Annotated in this window: 16 protein-coding genes; 10 read left to right on the forward strand and 6 right to left on the reverse strand. The window is 38.5% G+C overall.

Annotated features, from left to right (window positions below; genetic code table 11):
• Window positions 1-77 precede the first annotated feature (77 nt).
• The 4 genes from ACFSGI_RS05000 to ACFSGI_RS05015 all read left to right on the forward strand — a co-directional run bounded on the left by ACFSGI_RS05000 (window position 78) and on the right by ACFSGI_RS05015 (window position 4698).
• Window positions 78-1763 (forward strand): methyl-accepting chemotaxis protein, encoded by a 1686-nt coding sequence (locus ACFSGI_RS05000; RefSeq protein ID WP_204823088.1) that lies wholly within the window; start codon window positions 78-80, stop codon window positions 1761-1763.
• 133 nt (window positions 1764-1896) lie between these two features.
• Window positions 1897-3177 (forward strand): helix-turn-helix domain-containing protein, encoded by a 1281-nt coding sequence (locus ACFSGI_RS05005; protein ID WP_204823089.1) that lies wholly within the window; start codon window positions 1897-1899, stop codon window positions 3175-3177.
• Between the two features lie 265 nt (window positions 3178-3442).
• Complete coding sequence (locus ACFSGI_RS05010; protein WP_204823090.1) at window positions 3443-3862, forward strand: hypothetical protein; 420 nt, start codon at window positions 3443-3445, stop codon at window positions 3860-3862.
• A gap of 35 nt (window positions 3863-3897) precedes the next feature.
• The gene (locus ACFSGI_RS05015; protein ID WP_204823091.1) at window positions 3898-4698 is read left to right on the forward strand and encodes a hypothetical protein; all 801 of its coding nucleotides are present in this window, start codon (window positions 3898-3900) and stop codon (window positions 4696-4698) included.
• A gap of 97 nt (window positions 4699-4795) precedes the next feature.
• Here the strand turns inward: ACFSGI_RS05015 and fabV are convergent, their stop codons facing one another.
• Window positions 4796-5992: an enoyl-ACP reductase FabV gene (gene fabV, locus ACFSGI_RS05020; protein ID WP_204823092.1), complete on the reverse strand. Its 1197-nt coding sequence runs from the start codon at window positions 5990-5992 to the stop codon at window positions 4796-4798.
• Between the two features lie 335 nt (window positions 5993-6327).
• On the opposite strand from fabV, the gene ACFSGI_RS05025 reads away from it, so the two are divergent.
• Both ACFSGI_RS05025 and lpdD read left to right on the forward strand, forming a co-directional pair.
• Window positions 6328-6762: a LysM peptidoglycan-binding domain-containing protein gene (locus tag ACFSGI_RS05025; RefSeq protein WP_204823093.1), complete on the forward strand. Its 435-nt coding sequence runs from the start codon at window positions 6328-6330 to the stop codon at window positions 6760-6762.
• A 231-nt stretch (window positions 6763-6993) separates the two neighbouring features.
• Complete coding sequence (gene lpdD / locus ACFSGI_RS05030; protein WP_204823094.1) at window positions 6994-7338, forward strand: prenylated flavin chaperone LpdD; 345 nt, start codon at window positions 6994-6996, stop codon at window positions 7336-7338.
• Between the two features lie 185 nt (window positions 7339-7523).
• On the opposite strand, the gene ACFSGI_RS05035 is transcribed toward lpdD, so the two are convergent.
• The 3 genes from ACFSGI_RS05035 to fdhF form a co-directional block, all read right to left on the reverse strand.
• Entirely contained in the window at window positions 7524-8243 is a 720-nt protein-coding gene (locus ACFSGI_RS05035; RefSeq protein ID WP_204823095.1) for a stalk domain-containing protein, read from the reverse strand.
• Window positions 8244-8428: 185 nt separating this feature from the next.
• On the reverse strand, window positions 8429-8923 hold the full coding sequence (locus tag ACFSGI_RS05040; RefSeq protein ID WP_204823096.1) for a helical membrane plugin domain-containing protein: 495 nt from the start codon (window positions 8921-8923) through the stop codon (window positions 8429-8431).
• A 417-nt stretch (window positions 8924-9340) separates the two neighbouring features.
• On the reverse strand, window positions 9341-12280 hold the full coding sequence (fdhF, locus tag ACFSGI_RS05045) for a formate dehydrogenase subunit alpha (protein WP_204823097.1): 2940 nt from the start codon (window positions 12278-12280) through the stop codon (window positions 9341-9343).
• Between the two features lie 501 nt (window positions 12281-12781).
• On the opposite strand from fdhF, the gene ACFSGI_RS05050 reads away from it, so the two are divergent.
• The 4 genes from ACFSGI_RS05050 to ACFSGI_RS05065 all read left to right on the forward strand — a co-directional run bounded on the left by ACFSGI_RS05050 (window position 12782) and on the right by ACFSGI_RS05065 (window position 16263).
• Window positions 12782-13129, forward strand: a complete 348-nt coding sequence (locus ACFSGI_RS05050) for a Na-translocating system protein MpsC family protein (RefSeq protein ID WP_204823098.1) — start codon at window positions 12782-12784, stop codon at window positions 13127-13129.
• A 5-nt stretch (window positions 13130-13134) separates the two neighbouring features.
• Entirely contained in the window at window positions 13135-13962 is an 828-nt protein-coding gene (gene fdhD, locus ACFSGI_RS05055; protein WP_204823099.1) for a formate dehydrogenase accessory sulfurtransferase FdhD, read from the forward strand.
• A 67-nt stretch (window positions 13963-14029) separates the two neighbouring features.
• A complete protein-coding gene (moaA, locus tag ACFSGI_RS05060; RefSeq protein WP_204823100.1) occupies window positions 14030-15049 on the forward strand; it encodes a GTP 3',8-cyclase MoaA in 1020 nt (339 codons plus the stop codon).
• Between the two features lie 356 nt (window positions 15050-15405).
• Complete coding sequence (locus tag ACFSGI_RS05065) at window positions 15406-16263, forward strand: formate/nitrite transporter family protein (protein ID WP_204823101.1); 858 nt, start codon at window positions 15406-15408, stop codon at window positions 16261-16263.
• 117 nt (window positions 16264-16380) lie between these two features.
• Here the strand turns inward: ACFSGI_RS05065 and ACFSGI_RS05070 are convergent, their stop codons facing one another.
• Complete coding sequence (locus ACFSGI_RS05070) at window positions 16381-18141, reverse strand: methyl-accepting chemotaxis protein (protein ID WP_204823102.1); 1761 nt, start codon at window positions 18139-18141, stop codon at window positions 16381-16383.
• 52 nt (window positions 18142-18193) lie between these two features.
• A complete protein-coding gene (locus ACFSGI_RS05075) occupies window positions 18194-19204 on the reverse strand; it encodes a BMP family lipoprotein (RefSeq protein ID WP_204823103.1) in 1011 nt (336 codons plus the stop codon).
• Window positions 19205-19389: the final 185 nt, after the last annotated feature.

Consider the following 19389-nt stretch of genomic DNA (forward strand, 5'->3'; position numbering starts at 1 on the left):
TATGACAAAATTCGATAATAATAATAGGTCTTATTAACTAATAGTTTTATACCAGAATAACCGGAGGCAGATACATCATGACAGTCAGAGCACGATTGATTACCACTATTAGCTTGTTGATTATTACTATTTTGGGGAGTGGAATATTATCTTTTGTCACAATCTCGAATACGATTGAACAGAGTGCCTTATTGCAATCCAAAATGGAAATGCAAAAAAATATGAAACAAATCAATTTTAGATTAGCAGGACTTTCAAATGATGAACGTGGTTACTTACTTACGGGTGAACAAGAATACGTAACAGAAATGCAGAAAAAAATCACTGAAATCAACAGTGTATTGCAATCATTGCAACAATCATCCGCAGGCGTGCCTTACAAAACGTCTTTGCAAGAAATCAGTACTACTTTTGCAAAAGTAGTTGACTTGAATGCCAATGTAGTCAAATTACAAAGCGAAAATCCAACCGCTGCGAGTCAATATCATTTCGGCGAAGAACGTACACTTCGCAAAACAGCTTTGACACCGGTTGTAAACGATGTCGTTACAAAACTCGATCAAGAAGTCACTCAATTACAAGCACAAAATGAAAAACAAGCATATATTAGTAAAACAGTTATTATTGTGGTTATTATTGTTTCTTCTTTAATCGGTATTATTCTAGGTCTTCTTTTATTGCGTGCTATTCTCAAACCATTACGTTTATTAAATCGCCAAATGTTAGAGATTGCTCAAGGCGAAGCAGATTTGACTCAAACGATTGTATTGAAGCAAAAAGATGAATTTGGTACACTGGCTGCTAGCTTTAATCTTTTTGTTGCTACATTACATTCGATTGTTAGTCAGATTGGGGTATCATCCGATATGGTTGCAGCTTCAGCAGAAGAATTTTCAGCAAGTGCAGAGCAATCCAAGTCTACTTCGCAACAGGTTGCTGAATCGATGCAGGTGATTGCCGATCAGACAGGCGGACAAGCCAAACAATTGGGTTATCAATCTACATCGTTACAAAATTCATTCCACAAATTGTCTGAAATTTCAGCAAATACAGCTCAGATGGCTACTTTCTCTCAATTGATGAAACAGCAATCTGAAAAAGGCACAGAGTCTATAGAACGTGTAGGCGAGCAAATGACTTCGATTCAACATTCAGTGTCTCGTGCAGATCAAAGTGTGGGTGTACTTGCAGGGCATGCGACCAAGATTGATACGGTGACCACATTAATCAATGAAATTTCTTCTCAAACCAACTTACTTGCTTTAAATGCTTCTATAGAAGCAGCTCGTTCGGGAGAACATGGACGTGGATTCGCAGTTGTAGCAGAAGAAGTGAGAAAATTGGCGGAACAATCAGCTAATGCAGGTAGACAGATCAAAGAACTGGTTAGTCATATTCAGTTAGAGACACAATCTACAATGTCGGCTATTCAAACTGTCCAAATAGATGTCGCAACAGGTAATCAGATGACTAAAGAAACAGTACAGCAATTCCATGATATTTTACATGCAGTTGAAGAAATTTCTGCCAAAACGGAAAGTATTGCTACCAATGCTTCACAGGTTAACGATTCATTTGCCAATTCTGCCGATTCGATGCAAACAATGACTAAAGGTACGCAAGAAATATCCGATAGTACACAGGAAATTGCAGCGGCAACCGAAGAGCAATTGGCTTCCAGTGAAGAAATTCTACATTCTGCGGTAGCCTTAACAAGTCTTGCAGAAGATTTACAAGCATTAGTAAGTCGCTTCAAAATCTAATCTATCTCCGTAACAACCTGATGATCATACGTGTTCTGTGAATAAACAAACAGAATAGGTGACCATCAGGTTGTTTTTGATTAAAATAGGCAGTAGCTACTTGTCTATCATAATCGTTCAAGGAGGTCATCAGATGCTAAAAGAACGTATTGATTATTTGTGTAAAAAAAAGAATATTGCTCGTAAAGACTTGGTCGAAGGATTAGTCACTCAAGCTCATTTCGCTAATATTTTAGCAGAACGCTATCCATTACCAGAAGATCTGGCAGAGCAGATTGCAGAACGGCTAGGTGTCACAGCGGTTTATTTGGAGCGCACAGCGGCTGATGATCTGGCCACCTTACAACGTGCGGAACAGATTTTTGAACGTTTATCGATGCAGGCTTCGAGTATTCCTGAACAAGAAGTCAACGACTTGCCCGATCGTGATGATACGTTAACGATAGAATTGACGACGGCTTTGATGAAAGCGACCTATTTTCAACAATTGAATGATCATCATGCTTATGATTATGTGCATCAATCGTATTTGAATTTTTATCTGGATAAGTTTGGACGACCGGATGATATTCTATTGCCTATTCCGCTACTCAAAGCTTTAGGGTTTTATAAAATTCAACATTTCCGCTCCAAACATCAATATTACGATGTACTGCATCAAGTGGAACGCTGGATTGCACTACTTCAGACCGGTAGCGAAACCTGGCTGACTGCGCAACATATTCGGATGGAAGCCTATGTACATACCAAACAATTTGAAGAAGCTAAAAAGACATTTGAACAGATTACGAAGCAAGTGTATGAACAGCGATGGTTTCACCGATTATCCGGTCTTTATATTATCTATAGTGGATATTGCTTTTCGATGAAATTTGTTCAGGAATCGCTAACGGCTCTATCTATGGCAGAAGCTCATCTGGTCTATGCGGAACATCAAAGTGATATGTTAAGTGCAATTATGAATAATCGGATTATAATGTTAACGATGACAGAACAACTGGAACAAGCAGAAGCAGAAATTGTACGGTTTGAAGAGATTGTAGATAATCAACCTGAAGAAACCAAGCAAAATATGTTGCCTGTGTTACTAATCTACCGTTGTGAGCTGGCACTTGCCACCAAAGATTGGGCGTTAGTAATAGATTATATCGAACAATTGAATGTTCTTAGCCTACATCATGATCAACAGATGGCTGTAACTTTTTATGAAAGTCAGATAGCTTTGTCTCAAGGACAGTCTGAACGTTTTATCGAAAAAGCGTTGATGTGTTTGCCTTATTTTGAATCAATCCACCAATCGACACGACTCAGTATATTATATGAAGCATTAGCAGTCGTATCAGAAGATCAACGGCGATACAAAGAAGCCACTCATTATTATCGAAAATTAGTCTATTTATTACGTACATCTTAATTTTTGTGTACAGCTATCTATGTAAATAAGATAAAAATAACGATTTAATCACAAATAGATCAAATAGAAAACGAATTAAAGCAAAGATTTGCATATCATGTTTGTGAATACTTACTGAATCGAGCAATGTTTTGATATAAAAAGCAGATTAAGCAGACGATTTGTCTGCTTTTTTTGTATGTGCTTGTATGTATTGTTGTGTGGCAACGGCATTTATATAATAAAAGCAGAACCACAATACACCTCAATAAAGGAGCATACACGTATGGGATTTTTTAAACGAAATAAAAAAGAGCAAGATCATATCGAGCAGGCAGATCAAGTCGTTAACAAAGGATTAAGCGGATTATTTATGAAAAGTATAGTTCCTAAAGAACAGCGAGATCAGATCAATGCTAGCTTAGAAATGGCACGCCAAGCGCAATCATCTGCAAGTGGACAAATTCCAATTACAGCTACCGCACAGGTTATTTCTGTTCAAGATACAGGCAAGCTAGTAAATTTCGATCCGATTATTGTTCTGGTGTTGGATGTAACAGAGAACAGTGGAACCCGATATCAGAAAACATTAGAAACACTGGTATCCAAAATGCATATTCCACGTTCAGGTGATTGTATAGGATTAGGAGTTCATCCATCTTCACCTGCTGACTTTATTTATATGGGGATCATTTCTTCTTCATAACCAGCTATCTATTCAACAAATAAGGAGTAATCATTATGAGGAAAATTCTGATAACAATAGGTATACTATGCCTAGTAACCGTATGGGGATTACCAATGTACTTGAATCTGACCGGGGGAGATGTGCTGGAAGTGATCGATCAACGCTGGTATCATCCGTTGATTTATATCGGAATGGCGCTTATCTTTGTACCGACGATCCTATCAACTGTATTCAGTCTCAAAACAGTCAAATCTGGAAAGTCAGCAATCGGTCTTATTGAATCGGTTCAACAAACAGGCACTTATATTAATGAGCAACCACAGATTCTATGTAAAGTTATCGTGACCTGTCAGGGTGAAGATTCATATCCTGCTGAATTGCGAGCGGTAGTGCCACTGACATCGCTAGCTCAATTTCAACCGGGTGCACTTATTCCACTACTGGTTTCTTCTAAAGATCCATCTAAAGTAGGGATCGATTGGAAAGGGCAGGTCTCTCAAGCGGAAGCACAGCAATTACTAAATGAGCAAATGATCAAACAAGGCGTATCACCAGAAATGATGAATATCGCTACACAGGGTCAACAAGCATACGCTAAAATAATAGATGTTGTCCCTCTAGGAGAAATAGACGCACACAAAATAAGTCTTCAACTTACACTTGGTATTACTGAACCGTCAGGAGAGGTAATTACTGTAGATGTGCAAAAAGAGATTTTTAAAAGCAGTCTTTCTCAAGTTCAACAAGGGCAGATTATTCGTGTTGTCTATTTACCTGAAGATCCATCCAAGTTAGTGTTATCACTGCAATCCGATTCTGCTGATCTACAACATGTTTTTGGAGCCAGTCGATGAGATATATAGAGATGACCCATTTGCATACGTATGTTATATCGATACACAAAAAGCACATCCTACATCATATAGGTATGTGCTTTTTGCTATAGAAAGCTTATTCAGAATAAAGATGAGCAATTTTTACATCGGGTTCTACATCAGCTTCATAATCAACATGATCTGTCTCAAAACCGAACAATTGGAAGAATTCACGACGATAGCCTTCTAAGTCTGTCAGTTCATAAATATTTTCAGACGTTAAGTTATCCCAGATTTCAGCAACTTCTGCTTGAACATCTTCGCGCAATTCCCAGTCATCGATACGAATCCGATTTTTCTCATCGACAGGAGCAGGGCCATCTGTATACAAACGATCTGCAAATAGACGATACATTTGTTCAATACAACCTTCGTGAATGCCTTTTTCTTTCATAACTTTGTACAGTGCTGAGATATACAGAGGAACCACAGGAATCGCTGAACTCGATTGAGTCACCAATCCTTTACTAACAGATACAAAAGCACGTCCACCTGTAGCGCTTAATTGATCATTCATTTCCTGTGCTGTGCGTTCCAAATGATCTTTCGCTTGTCCGATTGAACCTTGACGATAGATCGCTTGTGTAATATCGGAGCCGATATAAGAATACGCCACTGTAGTGACATCTTCAGTTAATACACCGGCTTCTTGTAATTGATCCATCCATAATTTCCAATCTTCACCGCCCATGACTTTGACTGTATCTTGTACTTCTTGCTCAGAAGCAGGCTCGATTGTAATAGGAGTGACTTCGCCATTATGGAAGTTAACTGTTTTATTCGTATATTCAGCACCGATCGGTTTAAGAACAGAACTGAATGTTTCACCTGTTTGTGGATCAGTACGACGTGGAGCCGCCACACTATAGATCACTGTATCAACTTGACCGAATTCTTTGCGAATCGCTTCGATCGTTTTTGCTTTAATTTCGTTTGTAAAAGCATCACCAATAACACTGCAAGATTTCAGACCTGCTTTTTGAGCTTCTTGTTCAAAAGCAGCCGAGTTATACCAACCGGCAGAAGCAGTGCGTCCTTTAACAGAACTACCATCGCGATAAACACCAATTGTATTAGCACCTGCACCGAACGCTGCTACAATGCGAGAAGCCAATCCGTATCCAGTAGAAGCACCAATCACAAGTACATTGCGCGGGCCACTAATTTTCGGTTGAGATTGTACATATTCAATTTGTTCTTGAACTTGACGTGCACAGCCAATAGGATGAGCGGTCGTGCAAATAAAGCCCCGTGTTCTAGGTTTAATAATCATAGAGAGGATTCCTCGCTTTCACTTTTTACATCATCTTTCGTATTGTAGCATTTTTTGTGAATGAGTACACTGTATCCCTTACTATCGCTTCCAGTAAGAGGGAATAGAAGCGTGATTAGAAAGTGAAAATAGTACGCAAATAGTCACAAAATGCTGTTTAAAATTTAGATAGGTTGGTTAATAAATAGTATCGAAGAATAATTGCACAAAATATAATAAAATATTTTTAAATAGTATTGCAATATTCTTTAATTAATGTTATTATTAATTCATAAGGTTACTAAGAGAAAATTAGTTACCAAAAAACAGCTAACATCCCAAAGGAGAAATTAATCATGAATACCAAATTTCAAAAAGTTTTATTGTCAACTACTTTAGCACTAGGTCTTGGAGCAGTAGCAGTTGTAGCACCAATCGGAGCTAATCAAGTATCTGCCGCTTCTAACGATCAAAGCAACCACGAGAAAAACAAAGACAAAGCAGAACAACGCGCTAACAACCAAGCTTATGTAGATTCTGTAAGTGCACAAATCAATTCTATGTTCGGAACAGCTAACGAAACAACTGAACCTACTACACCAACAGACAACACAACTACTGAGCCTACAAAAACAACTGAGCCAGTAACAAACAACAAAATTACTGTAGTTCTTCCACAAGGTGCTAGCCTTACTGAAATCGCTGCTCAATATGGTGTAACTGTAGACGAATTGGTTGCTGCCAACAACCTTCTACCTGCTGGATACCAATTGACTATTCCTCAAAAATAAGAATTTAGACATTTTCGATCAACTGCCATCTGATCGGCCAAAATATTATCTACCTATAAGTATCTGCCAAATGCTTATAGCGTAGTTTATATATAAAAAAGCTGACGTTCCCCCGAGCGTTGGCTTTTTTTGTTTTGTTTGATAACGACATAGATCAAGACCACTGTTATAAAGTTCATTGTGTCATACTATGTATTCGCTTTTAATGAAGGAAGAAAGCGAGGAGAGACTATGATTCATATCCATAAAAATAGAGGAAGAATTTATATCCAAATGGATGCTTACCATATGGGTACAGAAGATATAGTGATCTTAATCAGTGGAGGCGATCGACCTCATTTAGGAACAATTACCGCAGGTACTCAAAATCAACCGTTGCAAACGATTCAATTTCAGCAACATCAAGAATTTTATATCACTGAGGAAATCGCCATATCTTTACGAAAACAATGGCATGGGAATTTTGCGATCTGTGGAGGGATTCATATCGATCAGATTAATCGCGAAGAAATTAACCAACTGATCGAAATGGTCATAGAGATGGGGAACGAATTGACACTATATTTGCAGAAATAGAAATAGATAGGACAATAGAAAGCAGATAAAGTGATAGTAAAGGTCAGGATCAACTATTCAAATAAAGTAAATATATAAATAAAGGTGCAGGTATACAAAAAAAGAACGAGATGATCGATCAACGAATAGGATATCTATCGTTAACACAATGATCTCGTTTGTCTACAAATCAAGTCAATTCTTGCTTATTTAGTTAGTGAAGAAGTGGTGAGTGGCACAAATAATTTGGAATCATTATCAGCATCAGTGATTTCAAGATAAACGGCTTTGGTATTAGTAACATCTACGTCAACACTAACCATGCCATTAGCAGGAGTAACAGATAACGTTTTGAGTGTTGTATTATCTTGATTCATAATAACTATTTTTTGATTACCACTAAGTGAAGCTAGCTCTAAATGTAATTTAGAATATTTGTTTTCTGTCATGATTTGAAAGCTTTTACTTTGATTATTTACACCTGTATAGAGGAAAACATCTTTGTAATCTTTATCTTTGTAAACAGTACTGCTTGGATCTTTGGTATGCCAATCAGAGCTACCTAATACTTTAGTGCCTAGTGTACTAAGGGATTGAGAGCTATTTTCGATAGGGGTGGTAGGTGTTCCTGTGTTACCTGAACTACCAATAATAACAGAAGAAGAAGTGGGATCGTAAGTAATGGAAGTTCCCATTAGAGTACCAACTGCACGTACAGGTAAGTAAGTAGTACCATTGTAAGTAATAGGGAGAACAGCTTTGCCATTCGCATCTTTAGGAGTAACTGTAGTGCCATTCATTTTCAGAGAAATCGTACTGTTCAAATAAGCTTTGATAGGTTCTAATCCTGTTGCTGCCAGAGCACCTGTCCCTATGCCAAATGTCAATGTAGCTGCTAGAATCCCCAAACCAACCTTTTTGTTCATTAAATATCCCTCCTGAGTTATAAAGTAACAATCACTACTATAAATAAACGATTAACAACCAATTGTCAAGTTTTTTACATCGTAGAATATGTATGATTTGATATTTGTAATATGACTAATTAGATATAAAAAAACAGCACAAAGCGAATAGGCTTTGTACTGTCTGGTATATATAATACGATGAATTAAGAGTGATCAGCAGGATTTTTTTCGTTCAATCCTTGACCAAGTCCCTTCATAAATCGCATACCAAATCGAATTGCTCGATTGATATCAGGGTCTTTCAATGCTTTCATCAGCGAAAATACACCTATTTTAGTGTTATCTTCTTTACCTGCTTCTCCTAATCCTTTGGTAACACTATTCATTAATTGAGTCGTTTGCGCTGGATCAACTGTAGTTAAGGCACCAGCTGCCGCCATACCGTTATTAATAAGATTGGTAATTTCTTTACGCGAGATTTGCCCTAACGCAATTTCGGCAATATGTGCTTTGGCTTTGAGCATTGATTCCGCCGCTTCCAAAATCCCACTATCATTCAACTCACGCAATATCGACATTGACCGCGCTAACGCTGCATTCGATTCCGCCAATTCCTTTTTCAATTCATCAATCGTCTGCTGTTGTTGCTCTTCTTCCGTAAGCACCCGCTTACGAATCGTAGTAATCGGAGTCGCCATAACATTCATTCTCCTTTCTTCTGTATAAAGATTAGTTCAGATATATGGTCATATGCACTAGATATCAATCTCTATCAAAAAACACTATCAAAAACATAACTACTACCACTCAAAATTATGAAAAGCATTACACCTTCCAATATTAAAGAACTAAGTTATTACATCTTTACAAATAATAAAACATTAAGAGCAAAGCATTAAATATTTAAAATTTATTAAAGGTTAAAGGTCTTAAATGCTTTTCCACTGCCCCAACCCCCAAAGTTGCACCAGCGAAGGGAGTGAAATTGTTCTGAAAGAGCGAAGCGCTCGCCTTTGTAACGAAATCCCTACCGCTAAGCGGTAAATCAGGGGATTCCGTTACACCAGCGACGACAAGAACAATTCACTCCCGAAGCGCCAGCACCTTTCATCCACCTACATATCCACTAACGAAACATAATCATCCCGATTCCATTTGCGTTGCACCTCAACACCATTTTGCGGATGGCGTTTTTTGTTACGGGGATTGGATGAAGGTAATGGATTTATTCCTTTCACATTCAAGACCATCATACGTACTTTGGCTTGTTTGTAAGCAGGGGTATGTGTACGTACATCTACAGCAGAACCTGTTAACAAATTGACGGCGGTCTCATGACTGGTAGAATGCATTGGCACATAGATTTCATTACCACGTACTCGATCAGTCACAACTGCTCTTAATTTAATTGCTCCATATGGAGACTCTAGACGAACCAGTGTACCATCTTCGACACCGCGTTCTACTGCCAATTCAGGCGAGACTTCAACAAACACTTCCGGTAATTTACGATTAATTCCTGTAGACTTGTTGGTCATATTGCCTTCATGGAAATGTTCAAGCAAACGTCCATTATTGAGCACTAGATCGAATTCAGCAGGGAACTCTACCGCAGGTACATATTGTACAAGAGAGAAGCGAGCTTTTTTATCAGGGAAATGGAAACCGTCGGTGTAGAGCAAAGGTGTACTTTCGCCTGTATCAGAACCCCATAAGAAGCTTCCCCAACCTTCCAACACCTCATAATTACAACCAGAGAAGAAAGGAGTCAGACTTGCCATTTCATCAAAAATATCAGAAGGATGCGTGTAACCCCAATCGAATCCTAAACGTTTGGCAAGTTGTGTAGTAATCCACCAGTCTGGCTTGGAATCACCCAAAGGTTCAAGAACTTGATATAGACGCTGTACACGACGCTCTGTATTTGAGAATGTACCGTCTTTTTCAAGTGATGGAGCCGCAGGTAAGACTACATCTGCAAATTGAGCTGTTTTGGACAAAAAGACATCTTGAACAACGAAAAACTCAAGTTGAGCAAGCATTTCATGTACATGATTTACATTGGAATCGACCCATGCCATATCTTCGCCGACAAGATACATCGCTTTAAGTTCGCCGCGAGCAATATCATCAACCATTGCGATATTATCTTTACCCGGAGCAGGAGAGATCGGTACGCCATATGCTTTTTCAAATTTAGCGCGTGCTTCATCATTAGAGACATGCTGATAACCTGGCAACCACGGTGGTAAAGTACCCATATCACAAGCACCTTGTACATTGTTATGACCACGAAGTGGATAAGCACCTGCGCCTGGACGCATATAGTTACCTGTCGCTAATAATAGATTGGAAATAGCCGCAGAAGTATGTGATCCAGCAATATTTTGCGTCACTCCCATACCCCAACAAATCACAGTACCGTCTGCATCACGAATCATTTCAGCAATGCGGATTAATTCCGCTTGAGCAATTCCAGTGACTTCTTCTGCATAAGCAAGCGTATACGGTTCAGAAGCTTTGAGGTATTCGTCAAATTGATTCACATTTTGTTGAATAAAGTCTGCTGCATGCCAGCCTTGTTCAACCATGTAGTTCATAATCGCTGTAATCCAGACAAAGTCTGTTCCTTGTTGTGGACGAATAAATAAATCTGCACGTTCCGCCATTTCATGTTTGCGTAGATCGGCTACGACTAATTGTTGACCATGCAATTTGTGTGCTCGTTTGATACGAGTAGCTAGAACAGGATGCCCTTCAGCAGGAGAACAACCGATCAGAATCACCAGACCTGCGGAAGCAATATCTTTGATCGTACCTGCATCTCCACCAATACCTACTGTAGACATCAGACCATCCGAAGCAGGGGATTGGCAATAACGAGAACAGTTATCGACATTGTTGGTTTCAAAAACTTGACGAGCTAATTTTTGGATCACATAGTTTTCTTCATTGGTGATTTTGGAAGATGAAATAAAGCCTAATTTATCACTGCCATGTTCTTTGCGAATCGCTGACATTTTTTCCGCTACAAGATCCAAAGCTTCATCCCATGATGCTTCTACAAATTCCCCGTTGCGACGGATCAGTGGAGTGGTTAAACGTTGGTCACTGTTTACAAAGTCCCAACCGAATTTACCTTTCACACAAGTAGAAATAGCATTCACCGGTGCATCGTGAGAAGGCTGAACTTTCAGAATCTCACGACCTTTTGTCCATACTTCAAACGAACAACCGACACCGCAGAAGGTACAGACGGTTTTGGTTTTGCGAGTTCGTGTATCACGCATAGCTGCTTCAATCTCAGAAATAGCAAAAATACCGCTGTATCCTGGTTCTACATCTTTGATGAGATCGATCATTGGATTAAGCATTTCTTCGCCAATCCTGGACATAAATCCAGCTTCACCTAGCATCGATTTCTCCATCAAAGCATTACATGGACAGATCGTGACACATTGTCCGCAACTAACACAGGAAGATTCATTAATAGGAACACCTTCATCCCACATCACGTATGGACGTTCTGCTTCCCAATTGATCGATAACGTCTCATTGACTTGCAAGTTCTGACATACCTCTACACATTGACCACAAGCGATACATTGATTAGGATCATAGCGATAGAATGGATGAGACATATCCACTTCGCTTGCAGGAACTTTAGGTTGGAAAGGGTATTTTTGATGTTCGATACCCATAGCTTCGACTGTATTGTGTAATTTGCAATTGCCATTATTATTGTCACACACTGTACAGTACAGCATATGATTCTCAAGCAAACGATCCATACCTTCTGTTTGTGCGGCTTTGGCAGATACAGAATCAGTCTGTACACTCATGCCTTCTGTAATGATCGTCGAACAGGCGCGTGCTAATTTGCCATCGATTTCAACAATACATGTATCACAAGTCTGAATCGGATCTACTTCAGGAACATAACAGATTTGCGGATGCTCTATTTGAGCCAGATTGATCACATTCAGAACGCTTAATCCTGAACCTGCTTCATAAGATTGTCCATTAATAGTAATTTTGATTCGTTGTTCGCTCATGCAGATACTCCTTTATTTAACAGTTGTATTTCTAGTTGTAAGCATTTGGTAATATAAATGCGGCTTCTTCTAGTGAAATCAAAAGTGATTTTTGTGAAACAAAATATGGTACTTCTAGAGGTGGACAAAATTTTGCATAGCATTAGCGCATAATATAATGGTTAACGGATACTTGTAGTATAATATTTATACTTTTATTTCTTTTATAAGTATTATTATCTATAAAATACATATAAAGGATAAAATAAAAAGAGCATAAAAAAACTCCACCTTAAAATCACTACCTCTTTTCAGGTAGCACTTTTAAAGTGGAGTAATCGTTTAGCAATGACATACTAACTGACCAATCCCATTATATTATGACGAAAATGTGAATACTCTAAATTATACTCTTCTTTTGTGAAATTTCAAGACACAATTAACACGATATGCTAGCTTAATATAGTTGAAATCTACAAAATGAGGTGTATGATCAAAACATCAAAGCAAGGAGGTTTATCGATGAAAAAAGAAACAACTTTCAATGAAATCGTACGTAAAGTGCGTAAAGATACATTTGGCAAAGGGCCTGAACGGATTCATACTACTTTTGTCGATAATATGGCGATTACTAAAATGTGGGGTAATTTTACACCGACTGAAAAATTTATTGCACTTACTCCTGAAGGCAAAGAAATGGTACACCGCGCACGTACCCAGATGGTTCAAGGACTATATGATCAGCATGTTCCAGATGGTATGGAAGAATTATGCGGTTCTAAATTACAGCATTTGTTTACCGATATTAAGGTGGAAGATGATTTTGCCATCTCTGTATTTGTGTTTGAAAAAAATATTGAGCAAGGATGAGGCAGATGGATTTAGAATTGCAACAAGATCGTACGATTGTACGTTATCGGCGCGGGCAAGTGACTACGATCACAGATCAAGTCGTTCGCGAACAACCGATTACAGTAAAAGTAAATGGCGAAGAATTTGTTACGTTGGTCTGTACGCCTGAATATATTGAAGATATGACTGTCGGATTTCTAGCATCTGAAGGAGTTATTAAACAGTACGACGATATTCAAGAATTATGGGTACAGCCTGAAGAAGGATTTGTACATGTACGTACAGATCGCTGGAAGCCTCAACATCGTCAGTTGTTTACCAAACGTTATATTACTTCTTGTTGCGGGACAAGCCGGCAAGGATTTGTGTTTTTTAACGATGCTCGTACAGCCAAAGTAATGGATACGGTGAATGTCACGTTGTCGTTTGAAGATTGTTTTCGGCTGATGGATGAAGTACAACACAGCGCAGAATTATTTCAACATACCGGTGGTGTGCATACCGCTGCTTTATGTGACCCTGATGGCATTATTGTAGCCAGAAGCGATATTGGTCGTCATAATGCGCTGGACAAAATCTATGGCTGGTGCTTAAAGCAACATTTAAGTTTGGAAGGTAAAATTATTGTGTTTAGCGGGAGAATTTCTTCGGAGATTTTGACTAAAGTATCTAAAATTGGCTGTGAAGTTATTTTATCTAAATCTGCACCTACAGGATTAGCATTAGAGTTAGCCGATCATTTAGGGATAACCACAGTTGGTTTTATTCGTGGAGATTCATGCAATGTATATACACATTCACAAAGAATTTTGGAATGTCAGGACATATCACCAGATTCTATGATACTCTAGTATGAAACCGAAAAATAAATATACAGTTCGAAGTCGTTGCAACACGGTATAAGTGAGGAATGGAGAGGTGTCTATGACTTCAAAAGATCAGCATAATCGTATATTAAGAGACTTACGCATCTCTGTCACAGACCGCTGTAACTTCCGTTGTCGATATTGTATGCCCGAAGAAATTTTTGGTAAGGATTATTCTTTTTTACCTAAAGAAAGCGTACTGACAGAGGAAGAGATCGGTAGAATTGCTAAGATATTTGTATCGCTAGGAGCTAAAAAATTACGAATTACCGGCGGAGAACCTTTACTGCGTAAAGACTTGCCTAATATTATAGAGCGTCTATCTCGATTAGATGCAGAAGATATATCGTTAACGACCAATGGAAGTCTATTGTCCCGGATGGCTGTAAGCTTACGTCAAGCTGGACTTCATCGTGTGACAGTGAGCCTGGATAGTCTGGAAGACGATATGTTTTTGCAGATGAATGGAGGACGCAGTCGTGTTCAGCCTGTACTGGATGGAATTGATGCGGCGGCAGAAGCGGGATTGCAAGTCAAAGTGAATATGGTAGTACAAAAAGGATTCAACGAAAATGCGGTTGTCCCGATGGTCGATTATTTCCGGCAAAAAGGTCATATTCTGCGAATGGTTGAATATATGGATGTAGGCAATAGTAACGGGTGGAATCGTCAGCATGTGGTCAGTAAGCAAGAATTACTGGATCGGATCGGAGAACATTTCCCTCTTCAACCGATTGCGCCAAATTATGACGGGGAAGTTGCTACACGTTATCAATTTGCAGACGGTATCGGAGAAGTAGGCTTTATTTCTTCGGTAACAGAAGCATTCTGCTCTTCTTGTACACGAGCAAGATTATCAGCAGAAGGCAAATTATATACCTGTTTATTTGCAACCAAAGGTCATGATCTAAGAGATTGGTTACGTTCTGATCGTAGTGATGAACAGATTGCTGATTATATACAAGCGGTATGGACGAATCGCAAAGATCAATATTCGTTAGAACGAGGATTAGCATCTGACAAAAATGATCCTAATGGTCCGAAAGTAGAAATGTCGCATATTGGAGGATAGAAGGGGCAACCCTTCTATTTTTTTGTCTAACAATGCAGCAGAATTGTATATTGAAAAATTTTGATTGTCACAGTATTGACAAATTTCCAAGCCGAGATTAATCTTAATGAGCAGTAGCAATTATTGTTTGAAGCAGACTCATATGATGTTTTTGCTTTAAACCTAAGTAGCAAAGTTGATTGGTATCCTTATAGGAGTCTGTAAGGGCATTAACCAGCATTAATTATTCTCTATCCTCTTTTTTAGCTATATCCAAGAGGTGTATTAGAGCATTGTTAATGGTGGTTTTTTGGCGTTTTTTACTGTTGATGATAACGACGATCAGTCACAACCACGATGAACATGGAGGGTTTACAATGTCTTTTTACACCCCGCAAGAAATTATGAATATCACTGCTGAAAATGGTCTGAAAAAATCAAGATTACCGTTCTGGACAGTCCTTATTTTAGGTTTTCTTGGAGGCGCTTTTATTTCGCTTGGATTTTTGGCAGATATACGTGTTATCGGGACAGCACCCAAAGAATTAGGTTCGATCGCTGGATTTTTTGGAGCAGCAGTGTTTCCTGTAGGTCTAATGTTAACGATTCTTGCAGGGGCTGAGCTATTAACAGGCAATATGATGGTTATGGCGATGTCATGGTTTGCCAAAAAGATTACATTATCTCAAGTAGTCGTGAATTGGGTACTGGTGTTGCTATCTAATTTTATCGGTGCAATTGCAGTAGCTTACTTTTTTGGACATGTAGTAGGTTTAACTGAAGGCGATTTTTTAGCGAAAACACTTGCTATTGCTCATGCCAAAGTGAGTGAAGGTTTTGGCGAAGCTTTTGTATCCGCGATTGGTTGTAACTGGTTGGTCTGTTTGGCAGTCTGGCTGGCTTATGGTAGTAAAGATTCAATCGGTAAATTTATCGGAATCTGGTTCCCGATTATGGCGTTTGTTGCTATCGGATTTCAGCACGTTATTGCCAATATGTTTGTAATTCCAGCAGCTATTTTTGCAGGCTCAGATATTACGTGGACACAGTATGTAGAAAATTTTGTACCTGTCTTTTTAGGGAATTTGGTAGGGGGAGCTATCTTTGTTGCTGTTGCGTATTTTGGAGCATATCGATATACAGTAGAAGCTGGTGTATCTCCAGAAGCAGTTAGTGATACAAACAACTATCATGAGCAAGGATTGAATGGATCGGCTGTTCATATCAAGCACTGATAGCAACATTATAGTCTATAGATCAAAAAAAGAAGCATAACCGCGTATATACGGTCATGCTTCTTTTTTGTGATGTGAATCTATTACGTAACAGAATAGTATACAATCATATACTGATTAAGCAGACGTTTTCTCATTGTGTGCAGTCGAATCCGTTGGTGAAGGCTGAATCATAGGTTCAACCTTATTTGATGTATCAGTAGTAGTTGATTCATCAGCACTCATATCAATTTGAAAACGATTCAGTTCATGTTGCATCTCTTCACGAATCTGACGAAGCATTTTCACTTTTTCGCTGGATTCTAAGAACGAACGTTGTTGTTCTACAGTAGAAGCTGTAATTTCTTCGCTACCTGCCGCAGATTGTTCAGTAATAGCACTGATATTTTCGATCGCTTGATGCACTTGATTACTCATATCTTGAGAAACTTTCATATCTGTAGCGAGTTTACTTACATGCTCGGCAATCTGTCCTACTTTTTGACTGATCGCTGCAAATGAAGCATCGGTAGAACTGGTCGCATGTTCTTGCTCTTGGAATAGATCAATACTTTGAGCTACAGAAGATTTTACTTTGTTCATTGCAACTGTAATACCTTCAACAGCAGCGAAGATTTGTTGTACGGCTGTAACAGATTGAGAAGCTAACTTTTTCACTTCATCTGCAACTACAGCAAACCCTTTTCCTGCTTCACCTGCACGAGCGGCTTCGATTGAAGCATTAAGAGAAAGCAAATTCGTTTGCGACGCAATTTCAGAGACTAACTTGGTCATATCCGTAATTTGCTCTGCATTTTTTTCGAGTTCAGAGACTGTTTTTTCTACTTCAGCCATTGCCGAACGATTGTTAGCTACTAATTGCAATTGTTGCTTCATTACAAGGCTACCTTGCTCAATCGCTTGAATCGCTTCTTCACTATAAGCCGCAGATTCAGTGGTAGTCTCTAGATTGGATGAAAATTTCTGTTGCATATCATCGACAACCATAACGGTTGTGCTCAGGTCTTCCGCAATCTTCTGACTACCGATTGCTAACTCTTCAGTAGAAGTTGCAACTTGATTCACAATTTCTTGCATTACATCATTGCTACGATCAATATCTTGAGCCATATTATCGACACGAACTCCTGCTTGATCGATCGAAGTCACGATACTACGCAAGTTATCAATCATAATATGGAAAGAACGATTCAGATCATCCAGTTCATCTTTACCTTTAGTCTCAGCTAACTTGATCGTAAGGTCTCCATCTGCAATACGTTGCGCGGCTACATTTAATTGTTGAGTACGACGTGCAAATTTGCGAGCAGTCCATGTATTGAATACCCCAACAGCAATCAATAAGAAAATAGCACCGACTAAAGCAATTTGCCAGGTTAAATCAATACTGTGTGTTAAATCTTTGGTATATTCGTTATAACGTGTTTGCGTAATTTCATTCAAAATATAAATATCATTTTGAACGCCTTCGATACGAATACTTTGACGCTTCGCTTCTGCACTATCATCATTGGTTAATGCTTGTTGTGAAGTATCGCTTAATTCTTTAAATTTGGTGACAATCGCCGCTAGACGTTGTTGCTCATCAGGGGTCTGTAACATCCCGTTAGAGAGTGTATCTATAGTAGCTTGTGTCTGCTGTAATTGCGTATTTACAATCGACTTGTTACTAGCTGACATCGTAAAGGAGAAGTTAGCCAGAGCTTGTCCGGTCTGTACCATATTGCCGTCTAGCTGTTTGACATTTAACATCGCTGGTACAAGATTATTATTTTGTGAATTGATATTGAGTAATTGGAAAATGATATATGCGACAAGAATTAAAGAAGCAATTAGCGAAATCATTGCATTTAATACTAATTTACCTTGTATTTTCATAAGTTCCTCCACGTAGTTACTTGAAATTAAGGAGCTATATTGTACTCATTAATTAAGAATTCAAATCGATTTTGATCTCGCCTGAAATCAATTTTTGCTTTAATTCTTCTAATTGTTTTTGTTGTTCTGCGGTTAACTGAATCACATGAATATCGGTTAAGCCTACACCATCATCGGTTAGACCAAATACCATATCTTTATCTTTAAAAGTATGATTGTTTTTGGCAAAAGATTGTAATGCGCTATAAAGAGCAACATCGACATTTTTGATCATTGAAGTAAGTACTGCTTTTTCAGCGACAAAAAATTGATCACTATCCACACCAATAGCATATTTACCTTGCGTCTGGGCTTCTTGCAAAGCACCTACGCCGGTCAATCCAGCAACGGTATAGATAACATCGACATTATCATTTTCAATCATATCTTTAGCTGCTTTGGAACCCAAAGCTGGATTACCAAAATCACCTGTATAATTTGTTACAAAAGAAATATCAGAATGGATAGAGCGAGCTCCTTGTTCAAATCCAGATTGGAATTTGTGGAGCAATGGAGATTCAACACCACCGATAAAGCCAATACGATTTGATTTACTTGCCATAGCAGCTACAGCACCAGCCAAAAAACTACCTTCTTCTTCTTTAAAAGTGATCGATGCCACGTTAGGCAATTCTGATGTCTCGTCCACAATAATAAATTGTTTGTTGGGATTAGCTTTAGCTGCTTTCTCTAGACTGTCTTTCATGATGTAACCAAGTCCGATAATAACATCGTTATTTTCTTTCGTTAATTGGTTAAAAGCTTCATCATACGTTTTGGTCTGAGAAATTTCTTTATAATCAAATATAATACTTTCTTCATTTCTTGCTTTGATCAATCCGCGAAAAGCAGCGTCACTATAAGATTGGTCGCCTAATCCGATATCAGATAGGACGATACCTACTTTAGTTTTGTTGGTGGCTGTTGCCGCTTCTGTGGTTGCTTGCTGAGAAGAGCAAGCACTTAGTAAAAACATGATTGCGATCAAAGCAGTAAATCCAGATAGAAATGTTTTTTTTCTCATCATACTTCTCCTATTCCCCTCTAATCCCAAAATAAATAACTACCTTTCTTATATCGGTTGATAATAGAAGTTCGTTTATAAAATTTTATTGGCAACAACCTAAAATTTAAAATTTAAAATATTATTTAGGTAGAAAATACGTTTTTTGAAATTAATGCTTGGATGCGACACTGTGACAGGGTATG

The sequence above is a fragment of the Paenibacillus nicotianae genome (genome assembly GCF_042681745.1).
Classification (GTDB): domain Bacteria; phylum Bacillota; class Bacilli; order Paenibacillales; family Paenibacillaceae; genus Saccharibacillus; species Saccharibacillus nicotianae.

What these genes read in the sequence shown, in the direction of transcription:
- ACFSGI_RS05010 (WP_204823090.1), top strand. Translation starts at nt 3,443, where the DNA reads ATGGGATTTTTTAAACGAAATAAAAAAGAGCAAGATCATATCGAGCAG.
- ACFSGI_RS05075 (WP_204823103.1), bottom strand. Translation starts at nt 19,204, where the DNA reads ATGAGAAAAAAAACATTTCTATCTGGATTTACTGCTTTGATCGCAATC.
- ACFSGI_RS05005 (WP_204823089.1), top strand. Translation starts at nt 1,897, where the DNA reads ATGCTAAAAGAACGTATTGATTATTTGTGTAAAAAAAAGAATATTGCT.
- fdhD (WP_204823099.1), top strand. Translation starts at nt 13,135, where the DNA reads ATGGATTTAGAATTGCAACAAGATCGTACGATTGTACGTTATCGGCGC.
- ACFSGI_RS05040 (WP_204823096.1), bottom strand. Translation starts at nt 8,923, where the DNA reads ATGGCGACTCCGATTACTACGATTCGTAAGCGGGTGCTTACGGAAGAA.
- ACFSGI_RS05025 (WP_204823093.1), top strand. Translation starts at nt 6,328, where the DNA reads ATGAATACCAAATTTCAAAAAGTTTTATTGTCAACTACTTTAGCACTA.
- fabV (WP_204823092.1), bottom strand. Translation starts at nt 5,992, where the DNA reads ATGATTATTAAACCTAGAACACGGGGCTTTATTTGCACGACCGCTCAT.
- ACFSGI_RS05065 (WP_204823101.1), top strand. Translation starts at nt 15,406, where the DNA reads ATGTCTTTTTACACCCCGCAAGAAATTATGAATATCACTGCTGAAAAT.
- lpdD (WP_204823094.1), top strand. Translation starts at nt 6,994, where the DNA reads ATGATTCATATCCATAAAAATAGAGGAAGAATTTATATCCAAATGGAT.
- ACFSGI_RS05015 (WP_204823091.1), top strand. Translation starts at nt 3,898, where the DNA reads ATGAGGAAAATTCTGATAACAATAGGTATACTATGCCTAGTAACCGTA.
- ACFSGI_RS05050 (WP_204823098.1), top strand. Translation starts at nt 12,782, where the DNA reads ATGAAAAAAGAAACAACTTTCAATGAAATCGTACGTAAAGTGCGTAAA.
- ACFSGI_RS05035 (WP_204823095.1), bottom strand. Translation starts at nt 8,243, where the DNA reads ATGAACAAAAAGGTTGGTTTGGGGATTCTAGCAGCTACATTGACATTT.
- ACFSGI_RS05070 (WP_204823102.1), bottom strand. Translation starts at nt 18,141, where the DNA reads ATGAAAATACAAGGTAAATTAGTATTAAATGCAATGATTTCGCTAATT.
- ACFSGI_RS05000 (WP_204823088.1), top strand. Translation starts at nt 78, where the DNA reads ATGACAGTCAGAGCACGATTGATTACCACTATTAGCTTGTTGATTATT.
- fdhF (WP_204823097.1), bottom strand. Translation starts at nt 12,280, where the DNA reads ATGAGCGAACAACGAATCAAAATTACTATTAATGGACAATCTTATGAA.